The 16,072-nt window shown below is 61.9% G+C and carries 13 protein-coding genes; 2 read left to right on the forward strand and 11 right to left on the reverse strand.

The features are described from left to right. Positions 1-199 precede the first annotated feature (199 nt). Positions 200-397 (reverse strand): hypothetical protein, encoded by a 198-nt coding sequence (locus JJN09_RS10940; RefSeq protein ID WP_007953098.1) that lies wholly within the window; start codon positions 395-397, stop codon positions 200-202. Between the two features lie 356 nt (positions 398-753). On the opposite strand from JJN09_RS10940, the gene JJN09_RS10945 reads away from it, so the two are divergent. Then, complete coding sequence (locus tag JJN09_RS10945) at positions 754-2,244, forward strand: aldehyde dehydrogenase (RefSeq protein WP_249490130.1); 1,491 nt, start codon at positions 754-756, stop codon at positions 2,242-2,244. Positions 2,245-2,441: 197 nt separating this feature from the next. On the opposite strand, the gene JJN09_RS10950 is transcribed toward JJN09_RS10945, so the two are convergent. From JJN09_RS10950 to JJN09_RS10980, 7 genes are all read right to left on the reverse strand, one after another. Then, positions 2,442-3,743, reverse strand: coding sequence for a tryptophan 7-halogenase (locus JJN09_RS10950; RefSeq protein WP_249490131.1), 1,302 nt, complete (start codon positions 3,741-3,743; stop codon positions 2,442-2,444). Next, the gene (locus JJN09_RS10955) at positions 3,740-4,417 is read right to left on the reverse strand and encodes a S8 family serine peptidase (RefSeq protein WP_249490132.1); all 678 of its coding nucleotides are present in this window, start codon (positions 4,415-4,417) and stop codon (positions 3,740-3,742) included. The genes JJN09_RS10950 and JJN09_RS10955 overlap by 4 nt, the downstream gene beginning before the upstream one ends. After that, positions 4,407-6,125, reverse strand: a complete 1,719-nt coding sequence (locus JJN09_RS10960) for an ABC transporter ATP-binding protein (RefSeq protein ID WP_249490133.1) — start codon at positions 6,123-6,125, stop codon at positions 4,407-4,409. Before JJN09_RS10960 ends, JJN09_RS10955 begins: the two co-directional genes overlap by 11 nt. Next, complete coding sequence (locus JJN09_RS10965) at positions 6,125-8,029, reverse strand: sigma-54-dependent Fis family transcriptional regulator (RefSeq protein WP_249490134.1); 1,905 nt, start codon at positions 8,027-8,029, stop codon at positions 6,125-6,127. The genes JJN09_RS10960 and JJN09_RS10965 overlap by 1 nt, the downstream gene beginning before the upstream one ends. A gap of 246 nt (positions 8,030-8,275) precedes the next feature. Further along, the gene (locus JJN09_RS10970; protein WP_249490135.1) at positions 8,276-9,301 is read right to left on the reverse strand and encodes a histone deacetylase family protein; all 1,026 of its coding nucleotides are present in this window, start codon (positions 9,299-9,301) and stop codon (positions 8,276-8,278) included. A 3-nt stretch (positions 9,302-9,304) separates the two neighbouring features. Then, positions 9,305-10,543, reverse strand: a complete 1,239-nt coding sequence (locus JJN09_RS10975; RefSeq protein WP_249490136.1) for a Zn-dependent hydrolase — start codon at positions 10,541-10,543, stop codon at positions 9,305-9,307. 22 nt (positions 10,544-10,565) lie between these two features. After that, positions 10,566-11,876 (reverse strand): MFS transporter, encoded by a 1,311-nt coding sequence (locus JJN09_RS10980; RefSeq protein ID WP_249490137.1) that lies wholly within the window; start codon positions 11,874-11,876, stop codon positions 10,566-10,568. A gap of 163 nt (positions 11,877-12,039) precedes the next feature. Between JJN09_RS10980 and JJN09_RS10985 the strand changes: the two genes are divergently transcribed. After that, a complete protein-coding gene (locus JJN09_RS10985; protein ID WP_249490138.1) occupies positions 12,040-12,975 on the forward strand; it encodes a LysR family transcriptional regulator in 936 nt (311 codons plus the stop codon). Here JJN09_RS10985 and JJN09_RS10990 read toward each other — a convergent pair. Genes JJN09_RS10990 through JJN09_RS11000 form a run of 3 tightly spaced genes read right to left on the reverse strand, consistent with a single transcriptional unit; the run spans position 12,969 to position 15,948 of the window. Next, complete coding sequence (locus tag JJN09_RS10990) at positions 12,969-13,898, reverse strand: glyoxylate/hydroxypyruvate reductase A (protein ID WP_249490139.1); 930 nt, start codon at positions 13,896-13,898, stop codon at positions 12,969-12,971. The two genes, JJN09_RS10985 and JJN09_RS10990, sit on opposite strands and share 7 nt — an antisense overlap. Further along, complete coding sequence (locus tag JJN09_RS10995) at positions 13,895-14,650, reverse strand: class II aldolase/adducin family protein (RefSeq protein WP_249490140.1); 756 nt, start codon at positions 14,648-14,650, stop codon at positions 13,895-13,897. The genes JJN09_RS10990 and JJN09_RS10995 overlap by 4 nt, the downstream gene beginning before the upstream one ends. Beyond that, positions 14,647-15,948 carry an MFS transporter gene (locus JJN09_RS11000; RefSeq protein ID WP_249490141.1) on the reverse strand — a complete coding sequence of 434 codons (1,302 nt, stop codon included), beginning with the start codon at positions 15,946-15,948 and terminating at the stop codon, positions 14,647-14,649. Before JJN09_RS11000 ends, JJN09_RS10995 begins: the two co-directional genes overlap by 4 nt. Positions 15,949-16,072 lie beyond the last annotated feature (124 nt).

Raw genomic sequence — 16,072 nt, forward strand, 5'->3', positions numbered from 1 at the left:
TAACGAACGGAATTGTCCGGGTGAACCTTGTAACGCCCGCAATTTTTGCAAACCATCGGGCATTCACAGTGTGCGCCGGCCTTCGCTGCCAATGCCGCGGAATCACGCTGGGCCGCTTGAATTCGACGATCCCGGTGATACGCATACGTGAGCAGCAAACTGACGCCCATACACCACAGACCCACAATTAAAGCCGCCATCATTTTCCCTCCATCATGGCAACACCGAATGAGGTAACGATTACGAAAAAACTGGTTGAAGCCATCCAGGCACCTGCCCGAATCGTATCGACATCGGTCAGGTCGCCGATCAACAGCGCCGCAATCCCCGTCACCAGAAATCCGGTCCCCACGCCCATCGTAAAATTGGTTAGCCATCGAATGGTTAAATTGTTCATCGACATCCCTGTGAAGACACTGACCCGCCAAATCCATGGCAGGAAAACCCTATACACAAAGCAACTTAGCTCGTACTTCATGCCTCCACCAGTCGGTGAAAGCTGTCAGACGCGCGACTTTTCCTACCCCTGAAACGGCCCGATTTCGCCCAGGCCCCGTCGCAGCGGCATTGGCTTCGTAGGACGCGTATCCTGCATCTCAATGACTGTCGCGTTTTGAGACAGATTCACCCTCATTGCCACTCAAATTCTTCCTCTCTCAGCCCGTGCAACGGGGCTGTGCGCCACCTTCGAGCATTTGGCACAACCATTGCGAAAGCCCCTCTCGATCCCATCGAACAACAAGAGGTTTCGCCATGCCCCTGCCTTATCTGCTCCCTGCAACTTCGGCCTTCATCCAGCGCCCACCGCGCATGCTGATCGGCGGCGACTGGGTCGAAGCCGCCGACGGCCAGACCATGCCGCTGCACAACCCGGCCACCGGTGAGGTGCTGTGCGTGGTGCCTCGAGCCACCCCGGAAGATGTAGACCGCGCGGTGCTCGCGGCCCGTCAGGCCTTCGATGATTCGGCCTGGAGCCGCACCCGCCCGCGCGAACGGCAGAACCTGTTGTGGAAACTCGCCGACCTGATGCAGCGCGACGCCGAACAGTTGGCGCAACTCGAATGCCTGAACAACGGCAAGAGCGCTGCTGTGGCGCAAGTGATGGACGTGCAACTGGCCATCGACTTCCTGCGCTATATGGCTGGCTGGGCGACCAAGATCGAAGGCTCCAGCGTCGAGGTGTCACTGCCACTGATGCCCGGCGATCAGTTCCACAGCTTCATTCGTCGCGAGGCGGTGGGCGTGGTCGGCGCCATCGTTGCCTGGAACTTCCCTTTGCTGCTGGCCTGCTGGAAACTCGGCCCGGCGCTGGCCACCGGTTGCACTGTGGTGCTCAAACCCGCCGACGAAACCCCACTGACGGCGCTGAAACTGGCAGAACTGGTGCTGGAGGCGGGTTATCCGGAAGGCGTGTTCAACGTGGTCACCGGCACCGGGATCACGGCGGGTTCCGCCCTGACTCACAACCCGCTGGTCGACAAGCTGACCTTCACCGGCTCCACCGCCGTCGGCAAGCAGATCGGCAAGATCGCCATGGATTCGATGACCCGGGTCACTCTCGAACTGGGCGGCAAATCACCGACCATCGTCATGGCCGACGCCGACCTGAAAACCGCCGCAGCGGGTGCGGCCAGTGCGATTTTCTTCAACCAGGGCCAAGTCTGCTGCGCAGGCTCCAGGCTGTATGTGCAGCGCAAGCATTTTGACAATGTGGTGGCCGACATCAGCGATATTGCCAATGCGATGAAACTCGGCAACGGTCTCGACCCGAGCATCGATATGGGCCCACTGATTTCCGCGCGCCAGCAGGAGCGGGTCTACAACTACATCGAAATGGGCCGGGAAAGCGGTGCGACCATCGCCTGCGGCGGCGAGCAGTTCGGACCGGGGTTCTTCGTCAAACCGACGGTAATTGTCGATGTCGATCAGCGGCATTCGCTGGTCCAGGAAGAGATCTTCGGGCCGGTGCTGGTGGCGATTCCGTTCGATGATGAGGCTGATGCGTTGCGCATGGCCAATGACAGCCCTTACGGTTTGGGCGCGAGCATCTGGTCGAACGATCTGGCAGCAGTGCATCGGATGATTCCGCGAATCAAGTCCGGTTCGGTGTGGGTCAACTGCCACAGCGCGTTGGATCCGGCGTTGCCGTTTGGTGGCTACAAGATGTCAGGGGTCGGGCGGGAGATGGGGTATGCGGCGATTGAGCATTACACTGAGTTGAAGTCGGTTTTGATCAAGTTGTAGGAGATCAAGATCAAGATCAAGATCAAAAGCCCACCCTCACCCCAGCCATCTCCCGGGGGGAGAGGGAGCAGACCGAAGTGTGCTGAACGCTACATCGACCTGAAAGAATGGGTCGATTATGGATTCAATGCTGCACGTTCACGTCGGCGTAACTCTTTAATATCCCCCGGTCAGTTCCCTCTCCCGCTGGGAGAGGGTTAGGGTGAGGGCCGGTATCCCTGACTCAACAACCATCCTCGGATCACACGCCCCTGCTCCTCACTCAACCCCGCCAACACCCGATACGCCTGCTCATCGCGTAACCGCCGCACCAAAGGCGCCAGCTCCACGCCTTGCACATGCCAGATCCCCAGCGGCTGATCCGCCGTGATCACCACCTCGGCCTCATCGACAAACCCCTCACGCAGCACCGGCATTCGTTCGATCCGCAACGCGGCAAAGTCCGCTTGCGCATGAGCCACTTCAGCGTCCGGCCAATGCCGCCGAGCCTGCCAGAACGGCTGATCAAGCCAGCGCTGTTCATCGGCATAAAAGTCTCGGCCGATCCGCGCAAAACGCAGGAATAACTGCTCCACGCGCTGCCGGTGAAAACGCTGCGCCAGCACAGCCCGCTCAGGTTTGCGCAACAGCGTGTTGATCACCACCGGCGCCTGCAATGCCGAGGACAACGACTGAAAAATCCCGTTGCCGGACAGCGGGTCCACTGCCATCGCCGCATCGCCGACGCGAATCCAGTTATCACCGCAGACCTGTGGCGCAAGAATCGCGGTACTGCTGCGAGCGTGCAGTTGCAACGCCAACTCCACGCCGCCAGCAAAGAACGCTTGAGCAAAATCCGAGGCCTGACGCCGCACACGGCAGTGGTCGAGCAACTGCGCCTTGCCCGGCAATTGAGCGCTCGCCACATCCACTGTCCATTGCCAATAACATTGACCGTCGTCCCGCCGGGCCATCCACGCCCAGCCGTCTTCAAGGCTTTCCACGGCGCTGGCAGTCACACCCGGCGCACCCTGCCAACGATTGAGCAGGCTGACCGTCTCCGGCCCGCGCAGTCCTCTGCCGGACGCCGGTGCCTGTCGCCCCCGGGCCTCCACCAGGAAATCCGCCGTCAGCCTCTGCCCGCCATCGAGTTCGACCCGATGCCCGTCGGCCGAGGACTGAACATTCAGGATTCGCCCTTCAATCACCTCGACCCCGGCCACCCGCAAGTCTTCCCGCAAGCCCCGATCAAAGGTCGGGCGATCCAGCAGAAACTCGATGTTCTGCGCTTGCTGCTGGCCATTCCACGAAACTTGTCGCTGGGACGGCAACATGGCATTCGCCAAACCGTGACTCAATCCAGCACCGCGCAACGCCTCCAGCACTCGCTGCGACACGCCTTCGAGCGCCGCAAACCGCCGCCATTCGCTGACCAGGGTCACGTCATAACCCAGTCGTCGCAGCCCCAACGCCACCGCAGCACCGGCCGGCCCGGCACCGAGAATCAGAATCGCGGTCATGGGCCGAGACGCCGTTCAGGGCCGCGATAACGAGCGTGCTGTTTCAGCCAATCAATAACATCGGCATTGCTCGCCTGCGGATGCTCCAGCAGATAGCCGGCGATGTGACCGCTCAATGCTGCACAGCCCAGGCTGGCCCCGGACTGCCCCGGATAGGTTCCATGCACACACGCGGCAAAATCCGCCTGTGCACTGTCGAGCCACGACCACTGTTCATCGGTGCAACGCGCATCGCCAGTCACCCGCAGCACCTGCGGATAACTCGCCGGAAACACCGCTGCCCCTTGCGCCGGGCTCGATGCACACAACAGAACCCCACGGTCCACCGCCGCCGCGCAGGCCTCGCGCAACAGGCTGCGGTCTTGGCGTAAACCAAGGCTCAGATTGATCAGACGCACGTCCTGCGCCACCAGCCAATCGATGGCCGCAGAAATCTGCAAGGCACTGGTGACGCCGCGCTGATCGAACACCTGTGCCACACACATCTGCGCGGCAGGAGCCCGGCGACTGATCGCCTCGATCACCGCGCTGCCATGACCAAGGGGATCGTCGCGCAGCGACGATTCCGACAAGCCATCCTCCAGTAACGAGAAACGTCGCCCGACAATCACCTGCACCCGTTGCGCCGCCGAGTGCCCGCTGTCGACCACACCGATCCGCAACTCAGGCTTCATGCAGCACCGTTTTTGAAATGAGCACACCGTCGAGCAATTCAAAGCGCAGGTCGGCATCGGCCAAGGTCGACGGACGATGGCTGATGAGGATCCGTGTGCGTCCGGCAAACAAACGGTCGATGGCCTCGATCACTTCACGCTCGGTCGCTTCGTCGACGGCCGACGTGGCTTCGTCGAGCACCAGAATCAGCGGGTCTTGCAACAGCGCCCGAGCAATCGCGATGCGCTGTTTCTGCCCGCCGGACAATTGCTGACCGCGCTCGCCCAATGGGCTGTCGAGGCCTTCGGGCAACGACGCGATCAGGCTGTCAAGTTGCGCCAGCCGCGCGACTTCAGCGATGGCTTCGCGGCTGGCGTCCGGCACCGCGTAAGCCAGGTTGTCGGCGAGACTGCCGCGAAACAGCACGATGTCCTGGCTGACCACGGCGATGCGTCGGCGCAGTTCGAACAATTCGAGTTCACGCAGATCCACTTCACCGAGCAACACACGCCCGGATTGCGGATCGTGATGCCGTTGCAGCAGATCGATCAGTGTGGATTTACCGACGCCGGAGCCGCCGCTCAAGGCAACTTTCAAACCGTAGGGAATCGTCGCCTCGATACCGTTCAACGTGCTTGAGCGGCCCGGATGGCTAAAGTGAACGGCATCAAAACGCAGCTCGCCGGAAGTGGGAAACGGTTTCGGTGTAACCGGTGAAAACACCGTGGGCTCTTCGCCGCGCAACTCCATGACTCGCCCCAGGCTGACAGTCATGCGCTGGATCGCCACGTACAGACCCAACAGGCTCTGCACCGGCCCGACCGCCATCCCCAGATAGGTGGAAAACGCGATCAGCGCACCGAGTTGCCAGGTGCCCTGCACCACCCAATAACCGCCGATCAAAAACGCACAGGCGCGGGATAGCGACGTCAATGTGCCGGGCACGGCCTGAGTGAAAAACTCGGTGACTTGCAGGCGCAGCAACTGGTTCATGTAGCCCTGCCCGAGGTTTTCCAGACGCCGCGCTTCACGCTGCTGCTGGCCGGCGGACTGGATGAATTTCATCACCGGCAAGGTCTCGACCATGAACGACGACATGTCCGCCGAACGCTCGCGCAATTGCCGCACGTCGCGCTCGACCTTGCGCCGCATCCAGCGCAGCCACAGCACGTCGAGCGGAATCAGCACCAGCGCCAGCAATGACAGTTTCCACGACAGCGTGAACAGCATCGCAATCGCGACCACCAGGCCGATCACACTCGATACCGCCGAGAACAACGAGTCCACGGCGAAGCGCTGAATCTCCGCCACATCGCCGTCAAGCCGCGACATCAAATCGCCGATCCGCCGCTGGCCGTAGAAGCTCGGCGACAGCTTCTGCAAATGCCGGTAAAGGTCATCGCGCAGGGCAAACAGAATCCGCCCGGACAGGCGCGTGTGCAGATAGCGGTTGATCCCCGATAACGCGGTGCCGAGCAGGCCGGCGATAATCATCAGCACCGCGATCATTACCAGCATCGGGAAGTTGCGCGCCAGCAAGCCATCGTCGATCAGCAGCTTGACCAGCCACGGCTGAACCAACACCAGCAGCGACGCGCACACCGACAGACCGAGCAGGCCGGCAATTGCCAGCCGCTGCGGCCGCACGAAACCGTACAGCCAGCGCAATGCCGCTTGCAGCGCGGCGGGGTTCTGGCTGTCGATCAGCCGTACGAACAGGCGCTGCATCACGAGCGCAACTGTTTGAGTTTGCGGTACAGGGTCGCGCGGCTGATGCCGAGGGCGTCGGCCGCAGCCGAGACATTGCCCTGATGGGTATCGAGGGACTGGCGGATCATTTCCAGTTCGTTTTCGCGAATGCTGCCGGTCTGGGGTTTCTCGGTGGCGGACAACTCGTCGAGCATGCTGTCGGGCAAGTGGTCGAGGGTCAGTACGGTTTCCCCCGGCTCGCGCATCGCCAGTGCGGTGCGCAAGACCATTTCCAACTGGCGGATGTTGCCCGGCCAGTGATAACCCGCGAGCAGGCGATTGAGGTCGTCGTGCAGCACGGCGTTCGGCGCGTCGAGTTTGCTCAGCAGACGAGCGACCAGCGCACTGAAGTCATCGCGCTCACGCAAGGCCGGAAGCATCACGCTGATGCCGTTGACCCGGTAGAACAAGTCCTCGCGAAACTGTTTTTCTTCGACCTGACGCTTGAGGTCGCGATGGGTGGCGCAGATCAGCGCGACGTCGATGTCCTGCTCTTCGCCGGCGCCCAACGGCGCGACCTTGCGATCCTGCAAAACTCGCAGCAAACGCGCCTGCAAAGCCAGCGGCATGTCACCGATTTCATCGAGGAACAAGGTGCCGCCGTGGGCCTGTTGCAGGCGCCCGATCATCCCGCCACGGCGCGATCCGGTGAACGCGCCTTCGCGGTAGCCGAACAGTTCCGACTCGATCAAGCCTTCGGGAATCGCCGCGCAGTTCACAGCCACGAAGGGTTTGTCGCTACGGCTGCCGACCAGGTGCAGGGCGCGGGCGATCACTTCTTTACCAGTACCGGTTTCGCCGAGCAGCAATACCGGCAGTTCATTGGCCAAGCCTTGCCGAGCCATGCGCAAGGCTCGGGCATAACGGGCATTGTTGCCGGCCAGTGCTTCCAGATCCGGTTGCGCCTTGGCGGTTTTCGCCACGCTGCGCGGCGGCCCGCCGAGGTTGACCGAGCGCGCCGGGGCTCGCAGGGTTTTGTAGAAAAATTCGCCCGTGGCGGTCTGCACACTGCCGACGCCGCCCTGTTGCAGACGGGTCAGCAATTGCACGCCATCGACGCCGAGAAACTCTTCGCAGCGCTTGCCAACCAATGCCGAACGCTCGGCCCGCAGCAGCTGACAGGCCTGGGCGCTGACTGCCAGAATCTGCCCGCCGAGACTGACCGCGAGCAAGCCTTGCCACGGCGATTCCAGATACTGCCGGCGACTGTGGAAGGCGAGGACGATCTGATCGGGAAAACTGTTGTTGAACACTCGGCTCTCGATCTGACTGACCGCCATGCTCAGCAGCGCGGTGCTGTCATGAACGCGGCCGAGGGGGCCTTCGCGGGTCAGGTCGAGGACGCCGAGAATCTCGCCCTGAGGGCAATGGATCGGCACTGAGGTGCAGGAAAAATCGGTGAGGCGGTCGAGGTAATGTTCGCCGCAATCGATCAGGGTGGGCCGTGCTTCCACCAGTGCCGTGCCGAGGGCGTTGGTGCCGCGTGCCGCTTCGCTCCAGCAGGCGCCGAGGGTAATGTCCTGCAAACCGCTGCCCTTGAGCCGGTCGGCACGTCCCTCCACCGCAAGGATGGTGGCGTCGGAATTGGCGAGGATGATCAGGCCTTCCTTGCCCTGACGCTCGGCCAGGTAATCGATGGCCGGAATCGCCGCATCGATCAGCAGGCGATTGCTCGCCAGCAACACGTCAAGACTCGCGCTCGATTCCAGCGCCAGCTCATGCTTGCCATTGAAATGCACGCCGTGGCTCAGACTGCGCCGCCACGAAGCATCGATCTCCGCACGCAACACGCCATCCGGGACCTGCCCTTCGAGATGGAGTTTTTCCCGGGCCAGCCGGGCTTCGTGGTGAGACTGGGGATCGGTTGTTTTTATAAGAGTCATCAAGCGCTCCGGAGCGGTCCGCTTTGCGCTTCTTTACTTCAGCGCCCTGACGCCAATGTTTACGTTAACGTCAGGGCGATGGCAAGCACCGTAGGGCGCTTGTGTTCCGGCAGGTGGATTGCGTTATCGTTCATCACTGGCAAGCCAGCTCCCACAGGGTTTGGCGTGGCCGCAAATTTCGCAGTCAGGCACAGTTCTGTGGGAGCTGGCTTGCCAGCGATGGCGGCCTGTCGGATCACATCAATTTCAGAACTGCCACACCTTGGCATTCACGAAAAACGCCCGGGCGTTGTCTTCGAGACTTTCCAGGTGATAGCCGCCTTCCTGCACGATCAGGCAAGGCAGGCCCAGGCTGCGGATTCGCTCACCCAATGCTGCAAAACCTTCACGGGTCACGGCGACTTTGCTTTGCGGGTCCAGCTCATAGATATCGAAACCCAGCGACAGCACCAGCACCTCGGCGCCGAACTCGCGCACCGCGTTCAATGCGACGTTCAGTTGCCCGAGGAAATCCGCTTCGCTTGATCCATGGGCCATCGGCAGGTTGAGGTTGAAGCCCTCCCCCGCACCGCTGCCACGTTCGTCGGCGAACCCGGCGACGCCCGGATAGAAGTTGGTCGGATCACCGTGCACCGAGACGTAGAGCACGTCATCGCGGTCGTAAAAAATCTCCTGGATGCCCTGACCGTGGTGCATATCGGTGTCGAGCACCGCGACTTTTTCAAACTTGTCGCGCAGCACCTGCGCCGCCACCGCCGCGTTGTTCACATAGCAGAAACCGCCCGCCGCTTCGGCCCGGGCATGGTGCCCCGGTGGACGGCACAAGGCGTAGGCCGCCGGTTCGCCATCGATCAACGCCTGAGCTCCGGCCACTGCGCTTTGCGCCGACCAGTACGCCGAACGCCAGGTCTGCTCGCCGACCGGGCAACTGCCGTCTGCGAGGTAACGCGCAGCCTGGGCGAGGATGCCGCGCAGGGCGTTGGGCTCACGGACGAAGATGTTCGACATCACCTCATTGCCCCAGTCTTCGGGGATTTCCTTCCAGCGCGCGTGTGCCTCCTGAAGGAACGTCAGATACGGCGCGCCGTGCACCGCCAGCAACGGTGCGAGGCCTGCATCGACGGGCTGCTCGACACTGAAGCCCAGACCATGGGCGGCTTGCACCAGACGCTGGGCGCGTTCCGGGACTTCCTGCGGCGTGCGCATCTGCCCGCGCGAGTAATAGCTGCGTGGATGGTGGAGCAATTGTTCGGGGTGGAAAAAACTGCGCATGCTTCAGACTCCCTGTTCGATTCGACCGGCGCGGGCCAGCACGGCGTTGAGCAATACATCGGTGCCCTGTTTCACATCCTCGGGCAGCACGTCTTCGGCTTCGTTGTGGCTCAGGCCGCCGACGCACGGGATGAACACCATCGCTGTCGGGCAGTAGCGAGCGAGATGAATCGCGTCATGCCCGGCGCCGCTGACAATCGACTGCTGAGCGTAGCCCAGCGCATCCACCGCCTCTTGCACCGCCGCCACGCACTCGGAGTCGAACGGCGTGGCCGGGCTGATCCAGTGCGGGGTGATCGTCAGGTTCAGACCACGACCATCGGCAATCGCCTGCAACCGGGCACGAACTTGTTGTTCCATGGCGGCGATGGCGTTGTCGCGGTGATGACGCAGATCAACCGTGAAATTCACCAGACCCGGAATGGTGTTGCGCGAGGACTTGTTGATACTCAACTCGCCGACCGTGGTCAGGCCTTCCGGCGCAAAATCCGTGGCCAGACCTTCGATTGCCTGAATCATCCGTGCCACGCCGTACAGCGCGTCTTTGCGCAGCGGCATCGGCGTGGTGCCGGCATGGGCGGCCATGCCTTCCACACGCACATCGAGCCAGCGGATCGCCTGACCGCCCGTGACCACGCCGATACTCTTGGCGTTGTCTTCAAGGATCGGGCCCTGCTCGATGTGCGCTTCAAAATAGGCATCCACCGCGCCGCCCAACGGGCGATTACCGGCGTAACCGGTACGCTGCAAGGCCTCGGCAACGCTGATGCCATCGGCATCACGCACGGCCAGCGCAGCGTCCAGATCCATGATCCCGGTGAACACCGCCGAGCCAAACATGGCCGGCGTGAAGCGCGCACCTTCTTCGTTAGTCCACACTGCCACTTCCAGCGGTTTACGGGTCTGGATGTTCAGGTCGTTGAGGCAACGCACCACTTCCAGCCCGGCGAGCACGCCGTAGACGCCATCGAAACGCCCGCCCTCGGGCTGGGTATCGAGGTGGCTGCCCATCATCACCGGCGCGGCGTCCGGATCAGTGCCGGCACGGCGGGCGAACAGGTTACCGATGGCGTCCACACTCAGGGCCATACCGGCTTCGCGGCACCAGTGGGCAAACAGTTCACGACCGGCCTTGTCTTCGTCGCTCAACGCCAGGCGGCAGCTGCCGCCACGAGCGGTAGCGCCGATTTCGGCCATGGCCATCAAGCTCGCCCACAGGCGTTCGCCATTGATTTTCAACATGAGGTTCTCCTGAAATTCCGGGTTAGGCACGGGCCATTTCCGCGCGATGGGCGCTGGCGTGACGACGAGCGAGGGACAGCACGCAGACCAGCGAAACGCCGGCGATCAGGCTGTAGAACACCGCCATCGGCCACCACTGTCCGGTGAACTTGTGCGCCAGCATCGTGCCGATCAGCGGTGTCAGCCCACCGGCCACCGCGCCGCAAATCTGATAGGCCAGTGAGATCGCGGTGTAGCGCACGCGAGTCTCGAACATGCCGCTGACGTAACCGGCAATCACCGCGTAGAACGAGGCCATGCACACCACCGCCAACGCGATGCCGAGGATGATCAGCGGCGCCTGGGCCGAGCTGACCAGTACGAACATCGGATACGGCGAGGCCATCGCCAGCAGCGACACCAGGCACAGGAAACGCGTCGCGCCGATCTTCTCCGCCGTCCACGCGGCCAGCGGCTGAATACAGAACTGGATGAGCGCAACGAAGAACAGGCATTCGAGAATCAGCGAACGCGGCAGCGCCAGTTGCTGAGTGGTGTAGGCGATCATGAAGGTGTTGGTGAAATACACCCCGGCGATGCCCAGCGTGTTGGCGCCGATGCACAGCAGCAGTGGGCGCCATGCGGTGCGCAGGACTTCCATCACCGGCGCCTGTTCTTTCTTGATTTGCTTGCTGGCCTGCTCACGGCTGGCGAGGAATTCCGGCGATTCATTCACGCCCAGACGAATCGCCAGGCCCACCAGCAGCAACAGCGCACTGGCGAGGAACGGCAGACGCCAGCCCCAGCTCATCAGGTCTTCTTCCGGCAAACGGGTCACGGCACTGAAGGCCAGCAGCGACAGAATCAAACCCGCCGGGCTTCCCAGTTGCGCGAACGAGGCGAAGAAATTGCGCCGGCCCTTCGGCGCATGCTCGCCAGCCATCAACACCGCCCCGCCCCATTCGCCACCGACCGCGATGCCCTGGACGATGCGCAGCAGAATCAGTAGTACCGGAGCCGTCGCACCGATCTGCGCATAGGTCGGCAAAAGGCCGATGCACACCGTGACCACGCCCATCATCAGCAGCGTGATGATCAGGGATTTCTTGCGGCCGATGCGGTCGCCGATATGACCGAAAATGATCCCGCCCAACGGCCGGGCAAAGAAGCCCACGGCGAAGGTGCCGAACGCGGCCATGGTGCTGAACAGCGGATCGTCGGAAGGAAAGAACAACGCGCCGAACACCAGCGCAGCGGCGGTAGCGTAGATGTAAAAGTCGTACCACTCGATCATGGTGCCGATGAAGGCAGCGGCGGCCGCACGGCGCGGCTGGTTCGAAGCGTGGGGCTTCATGGGGTCGGGCTCCTTTGATTGTTTTTTTGGCAGGAGGGAAACGGTCAGTCCTAGGCGCTCTGGTGGCGCCTGTCGTGGGGTGATTTATCGTCCCGGGGCTATGATTAGTCAATTTTCTATTTATTATTCCGACTATTACTTCACCTTATAATCGAGAGCTGCCATGGCCGAACGCGATGTGCAACGCCTGCTCAACGACCGCCTCGACTGGAACCTGCTGCGCACCTTCCGGGTGATCGGCCAGGAGCTGAGCATCAGCCGTGCCGCTGCGCGTCTGCACCTGACCCAACCGGCGGTGAGCCAGGCGCTCAAGCGTCTTGAGGAGCAACTGGGTCGCCAGTTGATCGCTCGACGCGGCCCGCGATTTGCCCTCACCGAAGTCGGCGAGCAGATTTTCGAGCTGGCCGGCGAGATCTACGGGCAGATGTCCCAGGTCAGCAGCCTGCTGGAGCAACCGGCCGATGAAGTGATCGGCAAGGTGCGGCTGCTGATCATCAGCCGGATCTTTTCCGATCGCTTTGATGACTTCCTTGCAGACTTCCATCGGCAGTATCCACGGGTGGATCTGGAGGTCGATGTGATGCGCAGTTCGGACATCGTCAGCGCACTTCAGGAGAAAACCGCGACCCTCGGTCTGAGCCTCAATCGCCGCCCGCAACCGCGTCTGGAACAGCGTCTTTTTCTGCGTCAGCGCTATGCGTTTTTCTGTGGCAAGCACCATGCGTTGTTCGGTCGACAGGACATCGGTGAATGTGATTTGCAACGAGAGAATTTCGTCAGTTTCACCAGCGACCAGATTGGCGGGATGCTCTCGCCGTTGACGATTTTTCGCGATCAGCAAGGCTTCAGCGGACGCATCGTTGCGTCATCGCCGAGCCTGGAAGAAGTGCGGAGACTGGTGATCGCCGGGTTCGGTATCGGTTGTTTGCCGGAGCACGTGGTGGCGGCGGACGTCGAGGCCCGATTGCTCTGGCGCCTGCCACCTCACGAGGGGATTGCCGATGTCGATATTCACCTGCTGTGGAACCGCGAGCAGCGCATGAGCCGAGCTGAAACGCTGTTCATCGAACGCTTGCAGGCCTGCCTGGCGGATCAGTAACCGAGCAGCCGATCCGCGCTGTTGAGCAATGGTTCGCCGGCATTCAGGCGGCGGAAATTCTCGGCGATCTGCTCGGCAATGCAGTCGTGGGAGGCCGCCGAAGCCATGTGCGGGGTGATGGTCACGCCCGGGGTTTTCCACAGCGGATGATCGGCGGGCAGCGGCTCCTGTTCGAAGACATCGAGCAATGCACCGCGCAGTTTTCCACGGGCCAGCGCCTGTTGCAGATCCTCGATGTTCAGATGCCCGCCGCGCCCGACGTTGACCAGTGCCGCGCCGTTGGCCAGTCGTTCGAAGGTCTGGCGATTGAGGATGCCGCATGTCTCCTGGGTAAGCGGCAACAGATTGATCAGCAATTCCACGCCGTCGAGGAACGGATTGAAGGCGTCGGTGCCGGTGAAGGTCTGCACGCCCGGTAAATCCTTTTTGCTGCGCGCCCACCCCCGCACGTCGTAACCGGCGTTGGCCAGGTCCTGGGCAATCGCGCTGCCGAGTGAACCGAGCCCCATCACACCGATCCGGAACTCATGGGCTGGCCGTTGCAGCGGTCGTTCCCAATGCTGTTGGCGCTGTTGCTCAAGCACTTGATCGAAGCCGCGATGATAGTGAATCACTGCCCAGCGTACGTACTCGGTCATGCCTTGGCGATGACCGGGATCGACCACCCGACACACCGGCAGATCCGGGCACGACGGATCGTGTTCCAAATGATCGATGCCGGCGGCCACCGAGTGAATCACTTGCAGATTGGGCAACGCGGCGAGGCTGTCCGGCAACGGAAACCAGCACGCTGCGATCTGCGCATTCGCCGCCCGGGGATCATCGGCCAGCACTGCCGAGAGCTGCGGCGCGCGGCGGGCAAAGGCTTGCTGCAATTGTTTGAGCAACAGCGTGTCGCGTGACATCAGTGCAACGGTGTTCATGACAGATAGGACTCGCGCTGGGATTCGATCAGGGTCAGAGCGGCCTCCCAGGCCAGGTCGATGATGTTGTCCTGTTCATCGCGGTCGAACTGCTCGGCGGTGTGGGCGCAGACTTCCAGCGACGGGAAATGCAGCTCACAACCGCCGGCCAACGCTTGCACTTGCGCCTGGCAGGCACGCTCCAGAAAGTGAATTTCCTGGAATGCCTGGGCCACGCCCGAACCGCCGACCAGCAAGCCATGATTGCGCAGGATCATCGCCCGGTGCGGGCCGAGGTCGGCGATCAGCCGCTCGCGCTCATCCAGCGAAAGCGCGATGCCTTCGTAGGTGTGATACGCGAGTTTTCCGTAGAACTTCAGCGCGTGCTGACTGATCGGCAACAGGCCTTGTTTCTGCGCGGCGACGGCCATGCCGGCAGCGGTGTGGGTATGAATCACGCAGTTCAGTTCCGGCCGCGCCATGTGGATCGCCGAGTGGATCACGAAGCCGGCAGCGTTGACCCGATGCCCGGCGTATTCAGGGTCGACGATGCGTCCGTCCTGATCGATGCGCACCAGATCGGAAGCGCGCATGCGGTCGAAAATCACCCCGTAGCGGTTGATCAGGAAGTGATGCTCCGGCCCCGGAATACGCAGGGTGATGTGGGTGTCGATCAGGTCGGTCATGCGAAAGTGCGCGATCAATCGATACAACGCCGCGAGTTCACAACGAGATTGCCATTCGATCGGGTCAATGTGGGTGGGCTTACTCACGAATACACCTCTTTGCTTGTGTGACGAACGACCGGGTTGGCTCGCAGACGCGCAAGGCCACAAACACCGATCAGAGACAGGGCCGATAACAGAGTGAAGAACACTGCCAATGGCAGCCACTGCCCGGAGAACTTGCTGGCCAGCAGCGTGCCGATCAGTGGCGTAGTGCCGCCGGCCAACGCACAGCTCAACTGGTAGGCGATGGAAATGCCCGAGTAGCGAAGGTGCACCGGGAAAGCCTGGGTCATGTAGCCAGCGATCACCGCATACAGCGCCGAGAGAATCACCACCGCGACGGCGATGCCGAGGGTCATCAGCAGGATGTTCTGGGTACCGACCAGCAGAAACATCGGGTACGGCGTGACCATGCACAACAACGCCACCAGCATCAGGAACCGCCCTTCGCCGACGCGCTCGGCGAGCAGCGCCGACAGCGGTTGCGAGAGCAATTGAATGACCGTCACCAGAAACAGGCAGTCGAGAATGGTCGCCCGCGGGATGCCCTGATATTGGGTGACGTAGGTGATCATGAAGGTGTTGGTGAAAAAGAATCCGGCCGAACCGATGGTCACGGCGGCAGCGGCAAACAGGATCTGCCGCCAGCACTGACGGATCACGTCTTTGACCGGATATTGGGCGGTCTCGTTGTTGTCCCTGGCCTTGGCGAATTCCGGCGACTCATGCACGCCGGAGCGGATCATCAGGCCGACCATCATCAGCACGCCGCTGGCTAGAAACGGTAGCCGCCAGCCCCACGCGAGGAAATCTTCCGGCGACAGCGTCGTCACCAGTCGGAATGCAATCAACGCCAACAACAGACCCGCCGGGCTGCCGAGTTGGGCGAACGAGGCATAGAAGGTCTTGCGTTTGGCCGGCGCGTGTTCGCTGGCCATCAACACTGCCCCGCCCCACTCGCCGCCAACGGAAATGCCCTGGATCAGGCGCAACACGATCAGTCCGATGGGTGCCCAGATGCCGACGCTGGCATAACTCGGCAGCAGACCGATGCCAGCCGTGGCCAGGCCCATCAGCGCCATGGTCACCAGCAGCATTTTCTTGCGGCCGAGGCGATCGCCCAGATGGCCGAACACCATGCCGGCCATCGGGCGGGCGATGAAGCCGACGGCGAAGCTGCCGAACGCGGCGAGCGTGCTGGTCACTGGATCGCTGCTGGGAAAGAACACTTGCCCGAGCACCAGTGCGGCGGCCGTAGCGTAGATGTAGAAATCGTAGAATTCGATGGTCGTGCCAATGAAGGCAGCGGCCGCGGCGCGACGCGGCTGAGCGGTGGTGTGCATGCAAGAACCCTGTGTATTTATAGTTTTGGGCAGGTGTCGAGGCGGCTGACGGTCGCGCTCTGTGGCGCTTGTGGGCTTTATCGCTTCCGTGACAGGATTAGTCAATTTTCAAAAACTTATCTTT

Origin of the sequence: Pseudomonas sp. HS6, assembly GCF_023375815.1 — a bacterium.
Classification (GTDB): domain Bacteria; phylum Pseudomonadota; class Gammaproteobacteria; order Pseudomonadales; family Pseudomonadaceae; genus Aquipseudomonas.

Coding starts and splice junctions, on each gene's coding strand:
- JJN09_RS10940 (WP_007953098.1), bottom strand. CDS start 397: ATGAACAATTTAACCATTCGATGGCTAACCAATTTTACGATGGGCGTG.
- JJN09_RS10945 (WP_249490130.1), top strand. CDS start 754: ATGCCCCTGCCTTATCTGCTCCCTGCAACTTCGGCCTTCATCCAGCGC.
- JJN09_RS10950 (WP_249490131.1), bottom strand. CDS start 3,743: ATGACCGCGATTCTGATTCTCGGTGCCGGGCCGGCCGGTGCTGCGGTG.
- JJN09_RS10955 (WP_249490132.1), bottom strand. CDS start 4,417: ATGAAGCCTGAGTTGCGGATCGGTGTGGTCGACAGCGGGCACTCGGCG.
- JJN09_RS10960 (WP_249490133.1), bottom strand. CDS start 6,125: ATGCAGCGCCTGTTCGTACGGCTGATCGACAGCCAGAACCCCGCCGCG.
- JJN09_RS10965 (WP_249490134.1), bottom strand. CDS start 8,029: ATGACTCTTATAAAAACAACCGATCCCCAGTCTCACCACGAAGCCCGG.
- JJN09_RS10970 (WP_249490135.1), bottom strand. CDS start 9,301: ATGCGCAGTTTTTTCCACCCCGAACAATTGCTCCACCATCCACGCAGC.
- JJN09_RS10975 (WP_249490136.1), bottom strand. CDS start 10,543: ATGTTGAAAATCAATGGCGAACGCCTGTGGGCGAGCTTGATGGCCATG.
- JJN09_RS10980 (WP_249490137.1), bottom strand. CDS start 11,876: ATGAAGCCCCACGCTTCGAACCAGCCGCGCCGTGCGGCCGCCGCTGCC.
- JJN09_RS10985 (WP_249490138.1), top strand. CDS start 12,040: ATGGCCGAACGCGATGTGCAACGCCTGCTCAACGACCGCCTCGACTGG.
- JJN09_RS10990 (WP_249490139.1), bottom strand. CDS start 13,898: ATGAACACCGTTGCACTGATGTCACGCGACACGCTGTTGCTCAAACAA.
- JJN09_RS11000 (WP_249490141.1), bottom strand. CDS start 15,948: ATGCACACCACCGCTCAGCCGCGTCGCGCCGCGGCCGCTGCCTTCATT.